At 64.9% G+C, this 14,644-nt stretch carries 15 protein-coding genes; 7 read left to right on the plus strand and 8 right to left on the minus strand.

The window, feature by feature from the left end; translation table 11 throughout:
- Positions 1 to 3: 3 nt before the first annotated feature.
- A complete protein-coding gene (gene murJ / locus SLW55_RS01075; RefSeq protein WP_320744626.1) occupies positions 4 to 1,596 on the minus strand; it encodes a murein biosynthesis integral membrane protein MurJ in 1,593 nt (530 codons plus the stop codon).
- A gap of 116 nt (positions 1,597 to 1,712) precedes the next feature.
- Between murJ and rpsT the strand changes: the two genes are divergently transcribed.
- Positions 1,713 to 1,985 (plus strand): 30S ribosomal protein S20, encoded by a 273-nt coding sequence (rpsT, locus tag SLW55_RS01080; RefSeq protein ID WP_010341167.1) that lies wholly within the window; start codon positions 1,713 to 1,715, stop codon positions 1,983 to 1,985.
- Between the two features lie 121 nt (positions 1,986 to 2,106).
- Here the strand turns inward: rpsT and cgtA are convergent, their stop codons facing one another.
- The 3 genes from cgtA to rplU all read right to left on the minus strand — a co-directional run bounded on the left by cgtA (position 2,107) and on the right by rplU (position 4,016).
- Entirely contained in the window at positions 2,107 to 3,162 is a 1,056-nt protein-coding gene (gene cgtA / locus SLW55_RS01085) for an Obg family GTPase CgtA (protein ID WP_017916359.1), read from the minus strand.
- 260 nt (positions 3,163 to 3,422) lie between these two features.
- Positions 3,423 to 3,683 carry a 50S ribosomal protein L27 gene (gene rpmA / locus SLW55_RS01090; protein ID WP_010341169.1) on the minus strand — a complete coding sequence of 87 codons (261 nt, stop codon included), beginning with the start codon at positions 3,681 to 3,683 and terminating at the stop codon, positions 3,423 to 3,425.
- Between the two features lie 12 nt (positions 3,684 to 3,695).
- Positions 3,696 to 4,016 carry a 50S ribosomal protein L21 gene (gene rplU, locus SLW55_RS01095; RefSeq protein WP_010341170.1) on the minus strand — a complete coding sequence of 107 codons (321 nt, stop codon included), beginning with the start codon at positions 4,014 to 4,016 and terminating at the stop codon, positions 3,696 to 3,698.
- Between the two features lie 296 nt (positions 4,017 to 4,312).
- On the opposite strand from rplU, the gene uvrA reads away from it, so the two are divergent.
- Together uvrA and SLW55_RS01105 are read left to right on the plus strand one after the other, a co-directional pair.
- Positions 4,313 to 7,312, plus strand: a complete 3,000-nt coding sequence (gene uvrA / locus SLW55_RS01100; protein ID WP_152247568.1) for an excinuclease ABC subunit UvrA — start codon at positions 4,313 to 4,315, stop codon at positions 7,310 to 7,312.
- Positions 7,312 to 7,719, plus strand: a complete 408-nt coding sequence (locus SLW55_RS01105) for a thioesterase family protein (RefSeq protein ID WP_267101181.1) — start codon at positions 7,312 to 7,314, stop codon at positions 7,717 to 7,719. The genes uvrA and SLW55_RS01105 overlap by 1 nt, the downstream gene beginning before the upstream one ends.
- A 19-nt stretch (positions 7,720 to 7,738) precedes the next feature.
- Here the strand turns inward: SLW55_RS01105 and SLW55_RS01110 are convergent, their stop codons facing one another.
- From SLW55_RS01110 to SLW55_RS01120, 3 genes are all read right to left on the minus strand, one after another.
- Entirely contained in the window at positions 7,739 to 8,677 is a 939-nt protein-coding gene (locus SLW55_RS01110; RefSeq protein ID WP_295915440.1) for an MAE_28990/MAE_18760 family HEPN-like nuclease, read from the minus strand.
- A 12-nt stretch (positions 8,678 to 8,689) separates the two neighbouring features.
- Positions 8,690 to 9,688 carry a DUF262 domain-containing protein gene (locus tag SLW55_RS01115; RefSeq protein WP_295915442.1) on the minus strand — a complete coding sequence of 333 codons (999 nt, stop codon included), beginning with the start codon at positions 9,686 to 9,688 and terminating at the stop codon, positions 8,690 to 8,692.
- 168 nt (positions 9,689 to 9,856) lie between these two features.
- Positions 9,857 to 10,342, minus strand: a complete 486-nt coding sequence (locus SLW55_RS01120) for a copper chaperone PCu(A)C (RefSeq protein ID WP_295915444.1) — start codon at positions 10,340 to 10,342, stop codon at positions 9,857 to 9,859.
- Between the two features lie 48 nt (positions 10,343 to 10,390).
- Here SLW55_RS01120 and SLW55_RS01125 point away from each other — a divergent pair, with 48 nt between their 5' ends.
- From SLW55_RS01125 to SLW55_RS01135, 3 genes are all read left to right on the plus strand, one after another.
- Positions 10,391 to 11,170, plus strand: a complete 780-nt coding sequence (locus SLW55_RS01125) for an enoyl-CoA hydratase/isomerase family protein (protein ID WP_295915446.1) — start codon at positions 10,391 to 10,393, stop codon at positions 11,168 to 11,170.
- Positions 11,171 to 11,241: 71 nt separating this feature from the next.
- Positions 11,242 to 12,150 (plus strand): acyl-CoA thioesterase II, encoded by a 909-nt coding sequence (gene tesB, locus SLW55_RS01130; protein WP_010341175.1) that lies wholly within the window; start codon positions 11,242 to 11,244, stop codon positions 12,148 to 12,150.
- Positions 12,151 to 12,160: 10 nt separating this feature from the next.
- The gene (locus SLW55_RS01135; RefSeq protein ID WP_295915448.1) at positions 12,161 to 12,682 is read left to right on the plus strand and encodes a pathogenicity-like protein; all 522 of its coding nucleotides are present in this window, start codon (positions 12,161 to 12,163) and stop codon (positions 12,680 to 12,682) included.
- A gap of 361 nt (positions 12,683 to 13,043) precedes the next feature.
- Here the strand turns inward: SLW55_RS01135 and SLW55_RS01140 are convergent, their stop codons facing one another.
- Positions 13,044 to 13,664: an EF-hand domain-containing protein gene (locus SLW55_RS01140; RefSeq protein ID WP_295915450.1), complete on the minus strand. Its 621-nt coding sequence runs from the start codon at positions 13,662 to 13,664 to the stop codon at positions 13,044 to 13,046.
- Positions 13,665 to 13,864: 200 nt separating this feature from the next.
- Between SLW55_RS01140 and SLW55_RS01145 the strand changes: the two genes are divergently transcribed.
- A complete protein-coding gene (locus SLW55_RS01145) occupies positions 13,865 to 14,626 on the plus strand; it encodes an arginyltransferase (protein ID WP_017912412.1) in 762 nt (253 codons plus the stop codon).
- Positions 14,627 to 14,644 lie beyond the last annotated feature (18 nt).

The raw sequence follows: 14,644 nt of genomic DNA on the forward strand, positions 1-14,644 counted from the left end.
GCTTCAATGCTCGCGCAGATCCCGCGGCCGGAACCCCAGCGCCAGCAACGCCAGCAGATACACCGCGCCGCCGCCGCCGACCAGCAGCAACAGGCTGCCGATCCGGTGCCACTTGTCCATGGTGGTAAATGCCGGCAGCCAGTGCAGGCCCAGCGCCAGCACCGCAGCCATCGCCGCGCAGGCCACGCCCAGCCGCAGCAGGTAACCGCCCCAGCCCGGCTTGGGCTGGTAGACCTGGTCGCGGCGCAGCCAGCGCCACAGCAGCGACAGGTTGAGGTAGCTGGCCACCGCACTGGCCAGGCCCAGCGCCAGGTGCAGGCCCGGCACCGCCTCCAGCGCCGCGCGCACGCCCTGCGCACGCAGCTCCGCCGGCACCCACAACTGGTACAGGATCGCCAGGAACAACAGGTTCAGCGCCATGTTGGCGACCAGCGCGGCGACGCCGGCACGCACCGGCGTGCGCGTGTCCTGGCGCGAATAGAACGCCGGCAGCAGCACCTTGAGCAGGGCGAACGCCGGCAGGCCGAAGCTCAGCCCGAACACCGACATCGCCGCCATGCGCGTGTCGAAGGCGGTGAACTTGCCGTACTGGAACAAGGTCGCCACCAGCGGCTGGCTCAGCAGCATCAACCCCAGCATCGCCGGCACCGCGATCAGCAAGGTGGTGCGCAGCCCCCAGTCCAGCGCGCTGGAAAAGCCCGCGCGATCGGTCTTGACGTGGTGCCGCGACAGCGCCGGCAGGATCACCGTGCCCAGGGCCACGCCGAATACGCCCAGCGGCAGCTCCAGGAAGCGGTCGGCCTGCGACAGCCAGCTCTGCGAGCCGGCGTACAGGAACGAGGCGATCACCGTGTCCAGCAGCAGGTTGATCTGCGCGATCGAGGAGCCGAACAGGGTCGGCACCATCAGGGTCAGCACCCGGCGCACGTCCGGATGCCGCCAGCCCCAGCGCGGCAGGGTCAGCAGGTCGATGCCGCGCAAGGCCGGCAACTGGAACAGCAACTGCAGCACGCCGGCCACCAGCACCGCCCAGCCCATCGCCAGGATCGGCACCTGCAGCCGCGGCGCCAGCCACAGTGCGCCGGCGATCATGCACAGGTTGAGGATCACCGGGGTCAGCGCCGGCAGGCCGAAGCGGTGGAAGCTATTGAGCGCACCGCCGGCCAGCGCGGTCAGCGACACGAACAGCAGGAACGGGAAGGTCAACCGCAGCAGATCGACGATCAACCCGAACTTGGCCGGGTCGTCGGTAGCGCCAGGATTGAACAGCATCGCCACCTGCGGGGTGAAGATCAGCCCCAGCGCGGTGACCAGCAGCAGCACCCCGCCCAGGGTGCCGGACACCCGCGACATCAGCGCGCGCAGGTCGGCGTGCGGGCGGATTTCCTTCACCTCGGTGAACACCGGCACGAACGCGGTGGCGAATGAGCCCTCGGCGAACAGCCTGCGCAGGAAGTTGGGAATGCGGAACGCCACCCAGAACGCGTCGGTGGTGGCGTTGGCGCCGAAGGAAATGGTGATGGCCTGGTCGCGCACCAGGCCCAGCACGCGCGAGACCATGGTCATGCTGCTGAAGGAGAGCAGCCCGCGGAGCATGCGCGGCTGGCTCATGCGGCAGCCCTCTTGACAATTGACTTGACGCGAATATTCGGACGCTTCATACTCTCCCGCTTGTTTTTATCCACCACACAGCTTTCCAGGAAACCACCACCGTGGCCAATATCAAGTCCGCCAAGAAGCGCGCCAAGCAGACCGTCGTGCGCAACGCGCGCAACACGGCTCAGCGTTCGATGCTGCGCACCGCCGTCAAGAAGGTCATCAAGGCCCTGGACGCCAACGACGCAGCCGGCGCCGAAGCCGCTTTCGCCATCGCCCAGCCGATCCTCGACCGTTTCAGCTCGCGTGGCCTGATCCACAAGAACAAGGCTGCCCGTCACAAGAGCCGCCTGAGCGCCCGCATCAAGGCGATCAAGACCGCCGCCTGATCGGCTGCCGTCGACGCCGGAAGCGCGCACGCTTCCGGCAGCACCACGAAAAAGCCCGGCCTCGGCCGGGTTTTTCGTGTGCGCGTCACCCTGCCCCGCGCGCCGCGGGACGGCGCGACGCTCAGGAGGCATTGGCGGCCGCCTCCAGCGCCTCCTCGCGCTGGCGGTCGAAGAACGCCATCACGTCCTTCATGATCGGCCAGGTGCCTTCGCGGCCCAGCGCCGACACCAGGTACCAGGGCTGGGTCCAGCCCAGCTCGGCGACGACCTGCTCGGCCAGCGCACGCGCCTCGTCCTCGAACATCAGGTCGGCCTTGTTCAGCACCAGCCAGCGCGGCTTGGCCAGCAGCTCCGGGTCGTGCTTCTGCAGCTCGCGCTCGATCGCCCGCACCTGCTCGGTCGGCGACACGCCATCCACGCCACCCTCCATCGGCGCCAGATCCACCAGGTGCAGCAGCAGGCGGGTGCGCTGCAGGTGGCGCAGGAACTGCGCGCCAAGGCCGGCGCCGTCGGCGGCACCCTCGATCAGCCCGGGAATGTCGGCGATCACGAAGCTGCGGTAGGCCTCGACGCTGACCACGCCCAGGTTTGGATACAGCGTGGTGAACGGGTAGTCGGCGACCTTCGGCGTCGCCGCGGACACGGCGCGGATGAAGGTGCTCTTGCCGGCATTGGGGAAGCCCAGCAGGCCGACGTCGGCCAGCAGCTTCAGCTCCAGCTTGAGCGTGCGCTCCTCGCCCTCCTCGCCCGGCGTCGCCTTGCGCGGCGCACGCGTCACCGAACTCTTGAAATGCATGTTGCCCAGGCCGCCCTTGCCGCCCTGCGCGACCAGCAGGCGGTCGCCGTGCGCGATCAGGTCGCCAATGACCTCGTCGGTCTCGACGTTGATCACCACTGTACCGACCGGCACGGTGATGGTCAGGTCCTCGCCGGCCTTGCCGTACATCTGCCGGCCCATGCCGTTCTCGCCGCGCTGCGCACGGAACGCGCGCTGGTGGCGGAAGTCGACCAGGGTATTGAGATTCTCGTCGGCGACCAGCCACACGCTGCCGCCGTTGCCGCCGTCGCCGCCGTCGGGCCCACCCAGCGGGATGAACTTCTCGCGGCGAAAGCCGATGCAGCCATTGCCGCCATTGCCGGCCGTGACCTGGATTTCCGCTTCGTCTACGAGTTTCATGGATAACAACCGGGAATGGGGAATAGTGAATCGGGAATGGGAAAAGCGAGCCATCGCCGTGGCGACGATTCTATGTCGCAGCCACAGATCGGCAAAATCCATCACTGCATTGCCTGACGCAACCAAGACAGGGCGAGTTCACGGGAGGCGCCTTTGCCCATTCCCGATTCCCCACTCCCAGCCGCAAAACAAAAACCCCGCCGAAGCGGGGCTTTCGTCAGCAAGCCTGCGCCACGGCGCAGGCCCTGGACACCGGCGACTTACGCCTCGGTGACCACGCTCACGGTGCGGCGCTTCTTGGCACCCTTCACCGAGAACTCGACCTTGCCGTCGACCAGCGCGAACAGGGTGTGGTCGCGGCCCAGGCCGACGCCGGCGCCCGGGTGGAACTGGGTGCCGCGCTGACGCACGATGATGTTGCCGGCTTCGATGGCCTGGCCGCCGAACATCTTCACGCCCAGGTACTTCGGGTTGGAGTCGCGGCCGTTGCGCGAGGAACCTACGCCTTTTTTGTGTGCCATGACTGCTGCTCCTTACTTCTTGTCGCCACCGGCGATGCCGGTGATCTCGATTTCGGTGTAGTGCTGCCGATGACCCTGACGCTTCATGTGGTGCTTGCGGCGGCGGAACTTGATGATGCGCACCTTGTCGGCGCGGCCATGGGCCACGACCTTGGCGGTGACGGCGGCGCCCTTCAGCGCGTCGCCGATCTTGATGCCGTCGCTGTCGCCCAGCATCAGGATGTTGTCGAACGTGATCTCGTTGCCGGCTTCGACTTCGAGCTTTTCCACGCGGAGCGTTTCGCCCTGCGCGACGCGGTATTGCTTACCGCCGGTGACCAGTACTGCGTACATGACCAGACTTCCTCTGTAGTTATTGTGGTCGTTCCTGCCGTGCCGTTTCGGGCAGACAGGAGCGGGATTGTAAGCCGCCGCGCGCGGCAGGGTCAAGCCCACCCAGGCCCGGACTGTCAAGCCCCGCGGGCCGGCGCGGCTGCCTGAACCAGCCAGCCGCCGGCGCCCGGCGGCGCTGGGATCTGCGGCAATTGCCCCCACCTGACAAGCTGGGTACGCTGATCGATTGCCGTCCCCTTTCCGCCCCCACACTGGCCAGCGGCACCGCCACGGCCGGCACATTCCGGAATCTCTTCATGGCGATGGATTACATCCGCATCCGCGGCGCGCGGACGCACAACCTCAAGAACCTCGACCTCGACCTGCCGCGCGACAAGCTGATCGTGATCACCGGCCTGTCCGGGTCCGGCAAGTCCTCGCTGGCGTTCGACACCATCTACGCCGAGGGCCAGCGCCGCTACGTGGAGTCGCTGTCGGCGTACGCGCGGCAGTTCCTCAGCGTGATGGAGAAGCCCGACATCGATCACATCGAAGGCCTGTCGCCGGCGATCGCGATCGAGCAGAAGTCGACCTCGCACAACCCGCGCTCGACCGTCGGCACCATCACCGAGATCTACGACTACCTGCGCCTGCTGTACGCGCGCGTCGGCCAGCCGCGCTGCCCCGACCACGGCTATCCGCTGGAGGCGCAGACGGTCAGCCAGATGGTCGACCAGGTGCTGACCCTGGACCCGGAGCAGCGCTACATGCTGCTGGCGCCGGTGATCCGCGAGCGCAAGGGCGAGCATGCGCAGGTGTTCGAACAACTGCGCGCGCAGGGCTTCGTGCGCGTGCGCGTGGACGGCGAGCTGTACGAGATCGACGCGGTGCCGGCGCTGGCGCTGCGCCAGAAGCACACCATCGAGGCGGTGATCGACCGCTTCCGCCCGCGCGAGGACATCAAGCAGCGCCTGGCCGAGAGCTTCGAGACCGCGCTGAAGCTGGCCGACGGCATGGTGTCGGTGCAGTCGCTGGACGACACCGCGGCCGCGCCGCACCTGTTCTCCTCCAAGTACAGCTGCCCGGTCTGCGACTACTCGCTGCCGGAGCTGGAACCGCGCCTGTTCTCGTTCAACGCGCCGATGGGCGCCTGTCCGAGCTGCGACGGCCTGGGCGTGGCCGAGTTCTTCGATCCCGAGCGGGTGGTGGTGCATCCGGAGCTGTCGCTGTCGGCCGGCGCGGTGCGCGGCTGGGACCGGCGCAACGCGTACTACTTCCAGCTGATCGCCTCGCTGGCCAAGCACTACAAGTTCGACGTCGACGCGCCCTGGCAATCGCTGCCGGCGAGCGTGCGCCAGGCGGTGCTGTACGGCAGCGGCGATGAGACCATCACCTTCACCTACTTCACCGATGCCGGCGGCCGCACCCAGCGCAAGCATCGCTTCGAAGGCATCATCCCCAACCTGGAGCGCCGCTACCGCGAGACCGAATCGCCGGCGGTGCGCGAGGAACTGGCCAAGTACATCAGCGAACGGCCGTGCCCGGACTGCAAGGGCGCGCGCCTGAACAAGGCAGCGCGCAACGTGTTCGTCGCCGACCGCCCGCTGCCGGACCTGGTGGTGCTGCCGATCGACGATGCACTGAGCTTCTTCCGCCAGCTCGACCTGCCCGGCTGGCGCGGCGAGATCGCCAGCAAGATCGTCAAGGAGATCGCCGAACGACTGGGCTTCCTGGTCGACGTCGGCCTGGATTACCTCACCCTCGAGCGCAAGGCCGACACCCTGTCCGGCGGCGAGGCGCAGCGCATCCGCCTGGCCAGCCAGATCGGCGCCGGCCTGGTCGGGGTGATGTACGTGCTCGACGAGCCGTCGATCGGCCTGCACCAGCGCGACAACGAACGCCTGCTCGGCACCCTCACCCGCCTGCGCGATCTTGGCAACACGGTGATCGTGGTCGAGCACGACGAGGACGCGATCCGCCTGGCCGACTACGTGCTGGACATCGGCCCCGGCGCCGGCGTGCACGGCGGCGAGGTGGTCGGCCACGGCAGCGTGCAGGACTTGCTGAAGGCGCCGCGCTCGCTGACCGGGCAATACCTGTCGGGCAAGCGCCGCATCGAGATCCCGGCCAAGCGCCACAAGGCCAATCCGAAGATGACCCTGCACCTGCGCGGGGCCACCGGCAACAACCTCAAGAACGTCGACCTGGACATCCCGGCCGGCCTGCTGACCTGCATCACCGGCGTGTCCGGCTCGGGCAAGTCGACGCTGATCAACGACACCCTGTTCACCCTGGCCGCCAACGAGATCAACGGCGCCTCGCACAGCGTGGCGCCGTACCGCGAGATCGAGCACCTGGACCTGTTCGACAAGGTCGTGGACATCGACCAGTCGCCGATCGGCCGCACCCCGCGCTCCAACCCGGCCACCTATACCGGCCTGTTCACGCCGCTGCGCGAACTGTTCGCGCAGGTGCCGGAAGCGCGCTCGCGCGGCTACTCGCCGGGCCGCTTCAGCTTCAACGTGCGCGGCGGCCGTTGCGAGGCCTGCCAGGGCGACGGCCTGATCAAGGTGGAGATGCACTTCCTGCCGGACGTGTACGTGCCCTGCGACGTCTGCCACGGCAAGCGCTACAACCGCGAGACGCTGGAGATCCTGTACAAGGGCTTCAACATCAACGACGTGCTGGAAATGACCGTCGAGGATGCGCTGAAGCTGTTCGAGCCGGTGCCGTCGATCGCGCGCAAGCTGGAGACCCTGGTCGACGTGGGCCTGAGCTACATCAAGCTCGGACAGAGCGCGACCACCCTGTCTGGCGGTGAGGCGCAGCGCGTGAAGCTGTCCAAGGAACTGTCGCGGCGCGATACCGGTCGCACCCTGTACATCCTCGACGAGCCGACCACCGGCCTGCACTTCCACGATATCGAGGCGCTGCTGGGCGTGCTGCACAAGCTGCGCGACGAAGGCAACACCGTGGTGGTGATCGAACACAACCTGGACGTGATCAAGACCGCGGACTGGATCGTCGACCTCGGCCCGGAAGGCGGCCACCGCGGCGGCACCATCCTGGTCACAGGCACGCCGGAAGACGTGGCGGCCTGCCCGCAGTCGTACACCGGCCAGTTCCTGGCGCGGATGCTGCCCTCCACCAGCGCACGCCCGGAGCAGCCGGCGGCGATGGCCAACAAGCCCGATGCGCGCCCGCCGCGCAAGGTCAAGCCGGAAAAGCCGGCGAAGAAGCAGGCGGTGGCGGCCAAGAGCGGCAAGGCCAGCAAGAGCACCACCAGTACCGGCACCAAGAAGAAGAAGGACGTTTGATGAGCAGCGAACACAAGATCCTGGCGCGCATCCCGATCAGCGTGCGCTGGCGCGACATGGACAGCATGGGCCACGTCAACAACGCCAAGTACATCTCCTACCTGGAAGAGGCGCGCGTGCGCTGGATGCTGGGCGTGGAAGGCGTCTCGATGAGCGACCGCATCGCACCGGTGGTGGCGGCGACCAACGTCAACTACCGTGCACCGATCGTGTGGCCCAACGACATCCTGGTCGAACTGTTCGTCGAGCGCCTGGGCACCAGCAGCGTGACCATCGGTCACCGCATCGTCGACCAGCAGGACGAGAGCCGGCTCTATTCCGACGGCCACGTGGTAGTGGTGTGGATGGACACCCAGACCGGCAAGAGCGCGCCGCTGCCGGACGAAATTCGAGCAGCCTGCAATTAATAAATCAGCATCAACGCCGCTAGTCTCCGGAAGATTTGCAATACCATTCAATGGGCCTGCCAGAAGAATCTTGCACAACTAAAACTGCAACCAAACCAGCCAACCGCCTTACACCTTCAGCCCTGACAACAGACAAGTTGTTACCTTTAAAGATTGCTCGCCTACCCCCCTCTTGTCGAAGCAAAAAATTACCCCTGACAGGCTTGTTTGAAATAGTAAAAATTCCAATATCCGCCGCCCGCATCACAGACAATCCACCTCTTGTAGCAGCATACGAATTACGAAGATTTAGAGCCGCACAACTTAAGACAACATCAAACGCCAAACCTATTGAAAAGGCGGAGGATATATTATTCAGAAAATCTGCACTAGGTATTTCATAAGACTGGTCATGAGCAGCGGAATGCCTAGACCCAGATAGATTCTCGAAAGCTGTTTTCGCGCTATTCACCGCTCCCAATTGGAGCCGCTGTATTGTACGAAATATAGTCTCGTATGGCTTTTCGACATTAAACCCCGTCAAAACCGCCTCAAATTCTGAGGAAAGCAGGTTTGTCTTCGAATGACCAAACGAATACTTAGACAAAGAATAGTTTTGCTCTCCAAGGCTACCAAGTTTTTTCAACTCATCCATCAAAAATCTTAACTTTCTATCAGCACTTACAAATTGAGCTTGAAATCCCAGACTACTTAAAGCCTCAACTGTTGCAGCATTCTGAAATGCCTGTGGAAGACTTGAAAAAGGCACAGCTGAAGACTTTATGTTATCTACAACCTGCGCAATTCGTTCCCTTACAAAATCTTCAAGGGAGGAAAACAACATGACGCAAAGCCCAGACCTCAATTGTTTCGCACGCTCATTGTGATCAGAATCACCATTATTTATCAAGAGCGGTTCATTGCACGCACTTGCCATTGCATTAAGTCTGCGAATAAAGGCGAGCCGTTCTGGTCGCATGTCAACTCCCTGTCAACCAAGAATTTGCAACATTTTCTCAACGCGAATTTTTACTCGTGAAGGCGAATTTGTTGAAATTCTAATTGCATCATCAAACTCGTCATCTTTAAAAAGCTGTACCGTAGCCTTAGCCAGGGCCGACTTCCGCTTAAGATTTTTATTGAACTGAGCACTGGTTAAAAGGCTAACCGCAATCATTTGCGCGTCATACAACGCAGAAAGAAATTGATCGCGGTATACTCCAGCCTGACTATCATAACGACGAAAAGCCCTCTCTCCCCACAACTTTCTACACCTTTCAACAGCATTCTCAAAAGAATCACCAAGAGTTCTAAGCTTCACCTTTGAAGGGCGCCTATTTAACTCCATATATTTATCCATCGACCTTCGATAGTCACCCGAGAATGACTTCCAGCTTTCGGACATAGTGAAATAGCGGAGGACATACTCAACGTCGGACATCGACAAATAAACATCTTCCTTCATTGTCCTTATCTTCAGCTGCTCTCTTAAAAATGTGTTTCCCGAAGCAAGACGAACAAGGAGGTCATTGAAAGGCCCCCTATACATCGCATTTCTTATTTCTTGAGGCTTCAAAGAAACCCCGCCCGTGTTAAGCCTCGTAAAAACTTCATATTTCAACTGAGGATCGCTCTGTTTAAGCAGAGTAACCATCCGAACATAAGGACGAATCTTTAGAGCATTAGCCAAGTCAGGCGGCAACATTGAGAATGTCAGACCCTCCAACTCAGAGAACTTTGCTAAATTTCGCAACTCAAATTCATTCCTCATGAATTTCTTAATCGTGGTGAGTCGCTGCTTTCCGTCGATCACAGAATATGTACCAAAATCCTCCTCAGCCAAATAAACTGGCGGCACCGGGATATTCAGCAAAAATGACTCAACAAGAGCCGACTGCCTATCAGACTCCCATCTTTCCCGACGCTGGTACTCCGGCTGAACATCAATTGAATTTTGTTCGACCATGACCGCAATAGTCTCAAGCGACATGTCTGCAGCCTGAATTACCAAACTATCCTGAGCGTCATTAAACCTACTAACAATTTTTTTGGAAGTAGCCACAGTGCTCCCCTTTAACAATTAACCCCATTCAAAAACATTAGCCCACTACAAGAAAAAGCTTTAGGCAGCTTACAATGATTAGCCTGTCCTACTGGGTCACTTAGTTTCTGAAGTCCTTATTATTGACTTACCTTGCACTTCCCGCCCATCGTCAAGCACGAAGATGATTGGCATGCTCGTACCGACATGAAGCGGCTGCACCGACTGCATAAACATTAAGTGCAACCCACCTGGTTCCAGCACCGCAGTGGCGCCAGCGGCCAGCGAAAGACGCTCAACCTCGCGCATCTTGCTGATCCCATGAATCACGGTTGTCTGATGCAGACTGACTTCGGCAAACACTGGGCTGCGCACCGAGACTACCGCAAACGCTTGGCCACATGGGTTATACAGACGACCAAACCCAGCGGCCATCGACATCGCGGCATTCGGAGGTAGCCGAATCCAGCCATCCCGCCATATTGGCAAGCAACTCCCTGGTTTGACAGAGGGCGCCGCTAACGCAGTAACCGGCACGAGCGGCAAAAGTACCGTCAGGCCGGCGGCCAGTCTCCAAGCGTATAAGGATAGTTTGAGCTTCATGGCCCTATCATAGCCGCCTAACCCCCAGACCGCTTTTGGACGCTTTGCATGACTCCCTTGATACAGGCGATCAACCACGGCCCCCTCCGCGAACTGCGCCTGGCGCGGCCGCCGGTCAATGCGCTGGACACCGACCTGTGCCGGCAGCTGATCCAGGCCATCGAGCAGGCCGGCGCCGACGGCGCGCACGGTCTGGTGCTGTCGGGCAACGAGCGCCTGTTCTCCGCCGGCATGGACGTCCCGCACCTGCTGAGTCACGGCGACGACCGCGCCAAGCTGCTCGCCAGCTGGCAGCAGTTCTTCGGCGCGGCGCGCGCGCTGGCCGCCAGCCCGATGCCGGTGGTGGCGGCGCTGACCGGCCACGCCCCGGCCGGCGGCTGCGTGCTGGCGCTGTGCTGCGACTACCGGGTGATGGCGCGCAGCCCCGAGCCGGCGCGCCCGGTCACCATCGGGCTCAACGAGACTCAGGTCGGTCTGGTCGCGCCGGAGGGCATCCAGCGCCTGCTGCGGCGGGTAGTCGGCGCGCACCGTGCCGAGCGTCTGCTGGTCGGCGGCGACCTGGTCAGCGCCGAGCGCGCGCTGGAGATCGATCTGGTCGACGAACTGGTCGATGCCGACCTGGTGGTGGCGCGCGCGCTGGCCTGGCTGCTGGACCTGCTGAAGCGGCCGCGACAGCCGATGCTGCAGACCCGCGCCATCGCCCGCGCCGACCTGCGCGCGGCGCTGGCCGACGAGCACATCGGGCTGGAGCGACTGATCGACGACTGGCAGGCGCCGGACACCCAGGCCGCACTGCGCGCGCTGGTGGCGCGGCTGGGCAAGGGCTGAGCGGAGCGGGACGCGGGCGGGCGCGGACGGCCCGCTATAATCGGCACACGTCCGTCGCCAGGCCCCGCCTCTTGTCCGCCAAGCCCGCCCCCGTCGTCTCCGAACTGATCGAGCTGCTGTCGCTGGAGCGGCTGGAGGACAACCTGTTCCGCGGCCAGAGCCGCGACATCGGCACCAAGTACGTGTTCGGCGGCCAGGTGCTGGGCCAGGCGCTGTCGGCGGCGCAGGCCACGGTGGAGAACGCGCGCCGCGTGCATTCGCTGCACGCCTACTTCCTGCGCGCCGGCGACATCGAGCACCCCATCGTCTACGACGTGGACCGCACCCGGGACGGCGGCAGCTTCTCGGTGCGCCGGGTCACCGCGATCCAGCACGGCAAGGTGATCTTCTTCTGCGCGGCCTCGTTCCAGGAACAGGAGGACGGCGCCACGCACCAGCTGAAGATGCCGGAAGTGCCGCAGCCGGAAGACATCGAGCCGACTCCGGCGGCGCGCCCGGAAGTGCTGGCGACGCTGCCGACCAAGGTGCAGCGCTGGCTCTCGCGCGGCGGCCCGTTCGAGTTCCGCCACGTGTATCCGCGCGACGAACTGAATCCGCCCAAGCGTCCGCCGTTCCAGCAGATGTGGCTGCGTCTGAGCGAGCCGGTCGGCGATGCGCCGGAACTGCACCAGGCGCTGCTCGCCTACGCCTCCGACTTCCACCTGCTCGGCACCGCCACGTTCCCGCACGGCATCAGCTATTACACGCCGAACGTGCAGATGGCCTCGCTCGACCATGCGCTGTGGTTCCACCGCCCGTTCCGTGCCGACGACTGGCTGCTGTACTCGCTGGACAGCCCCAGCGCGCAGGGGGCGCGCGGCCTGGCGCGCGGGCAGTTCTTCACCCGCGACGGCACCCTGGTGGCGAGCACCGCGCAGGAAGGCCTGATCCGGGTGGTGCCCGACGCCGATGCCGCGGCGCAGGTTCCGGCAAAACGCTGAGGACACGAACATGCGTCAGATCTTCAGCAGCCAACGCGTGGAAACCGCCGAAGGCGTCGCCGCCCTGCTGCGCGATGCCGGCATCGACGTGCGCCTGAGCAACGGCCGCTCCTACCGGACCCGGCGCAGCGGCCAGTTTAGCTATCTCGACCCGGTCGCGGCGCAGGCCCAGCCCACGGTGTGGGTGGTGCACGCCGACGACCAGCCGCGCGCACGCGAACTGCTGCGCGACGCCGGCCTGCTCGACAGCACCCGCCGCGATCCGGAACAGGGCCGTGCGCCCTACTTGAACGAGTTCCGCTCGCAGGTGGAAGCGGACGGCGGCAAGCGCTGGGCCTGGCGCATCCGCATCGCCCTGCTGCTGGCGATCGGTGCGGTGGCGCTGATCACCGTGCTGCGCCATCGCGACAACCGCGCGCAGACCACCGCACCGGCACAGGCACCCGCGACGCAACCGGCCACGCCCCCGGCGCAGGACACCGGCAGCGACGAAGTGCGCGTGCGCGTGCAGCCGGCACCCCGCGGCAACTGAGCCGCGCCGAACGCAGGTCCACGCATGCGGTGGACGTCGCCTCTGGCGATGACGCCCTGCCGGTGATCGTCCTTGCGCGACGGCGGAGGCGCCAACGCTGCGACGGCAATCCGGTCGGCACGGCGATCGCATCCTGCGCGCGGTGTCCGCCGTAGCGGAGACCGCCACCGCAACCGGCCGCGACGCTGTCGACGCGCCCCGCGCGACCACACGCGTCCCGCGCTGCACCTGCGCCGCACTGCACGCGACGGCAGGTTTCGGCAGATGGAAAAACAAGAACGCCCCTGCGCGCGGGGCGCAGGGGCGCTGTCGATCGGCGCCTTGGTGCAGTGACACCGCGGCCACCGCCGCGGCGGATGGCTCAGTTGCTGTCCGGCGCCGGCATCGGCGGCGGTGCGTCGCCACCGCGCTGCCCGCCCGGGCGATGCGCCCAGCGCTTGGCCTGCGCCGCATCGAACTCGGCGCGGCTGAGCATGCCGTCCTTGTTGGTGTCGGCGGCGGCGAACCAGGCATCGCGATGCTGCTTGGCGCGCAACTCGAAGTCGGCACGGTCGATGTAGCCGTCCTTGTTCACGTCCATCTTGTCGAAGCGCGCGGCGAGCTTGGGATCGGCCTGCGCTTCGGCGCGGCTGATGCGGCCGTCCTTGTTGGTGTCCAGCTTGGCCATCATCGCGCCGGGCACGCCGTGTTCGCCCGGGCCACCCGGGCCGCCACGGCCACCGTGGCGGCCGTGACGCGGCCACTCGTCGCGGCTGAGCTTGCCGTCGTGGTTCTTGTCCAGCGCGTCGAAATGCTCGGCCAGGCGCGGATCGGCGGCGGCCTCGCTGCGGTCGATGACACCGTCGCCGTTCTTGTCGAGCGCGGCGATGCCGCCGGCATCGGCGGGCGCGGCGGGATCGGCCGGCGGCGGGGGAACGGCGTAGGCGGTACCGGACAGCACGGCCAGCACGGCCAGGGCGAGCAGCGGGTTGCGAGACTTCATGGGTCACTCCCTGAGGATGATGAGGAACCTGCCGAGGACGGCAGGCGTCCGGCGCCGCAAGCGGCCCGCATCGCGGGCCGGCACCGCGGTGCCTTCCCTGCTGACAACGCCCCGTCGCCGCCGCGGTTGACCCGCCGCCGGGCGCATTCATCGACGGGACAGTCGCGGCCCCTGCGATGGCGAAGCGCTATGCTCGACGCATGGCCATCCATTCCGACGCCAGCGACGACCTGCGGCTGTTCCAGACCGGCCAGCACGCGTGTGGCTACTGGCCCGAGCGGCAGGCCCGCGACCTGGTGCTGGACCCGCACGATCCACGCCTGGGCGCGCTGTATCCGCTGGCGCTGAGCTGGGGCTTCCGCCGCTCCGGCGATCTGGTCTATCGCCCGCACTGCGACCATTGCCGCGCCTGCGTTGCGGTGCGCATCCCGATCGACGCGTTCGTGCCCGATCGCAGCCAGCGCCGCTGCCTGGCGCGCAATGCCGATGTCGAAGTCCGCATCGTCGCCGCCGAGCGCAGCGAGGAGCAGCTGGCGCTGTACCAGCGCTACCTGCGCCACCGCCATCCCGGCGGCGGCATGGACGATCACGGCGCGCACGAGTTCGACCAGTTCCTGATCGGCCGCTGGTCGCATGGGCGCTTCCTGGAGCTGCGGCAACGCATGCCGGACGGACGGCGCGGGCCGCTGCTGGCGGTAGCGGTCACCGATATCGCCGCGCAGGCGCTGTCGGCGGTCTACACCTTCTACGACCCGGACGCCGGCGCGCGCGGCCTGGGCACCCTGGCGATCCTGCAGCAGATCGCCTGGGCGCGACGCGAGGGACTGCGCCACCTGTATCTGGGCTACTGGATCCGCGGCCACCAGAAGATGGACTACAAACGCCGCTTCCGGCCGCTGCAGGCCTACGACGGCCGCCACTGGCGCGACTTCGACGACTATCTGCGCCAGCTCGGCGGCTAGCCGACGGCAACCGATACC

This window comes from Xanthomonas sp. LF06-19, from assembly GCF_034105425.1.
GTDB lineage: Bacteria > Pseudomonadota > Gammaproteobacteria > Xanthomonadales > Xanthomonadaceae > Xanthomonas_A > Xanthomonas_A sontii.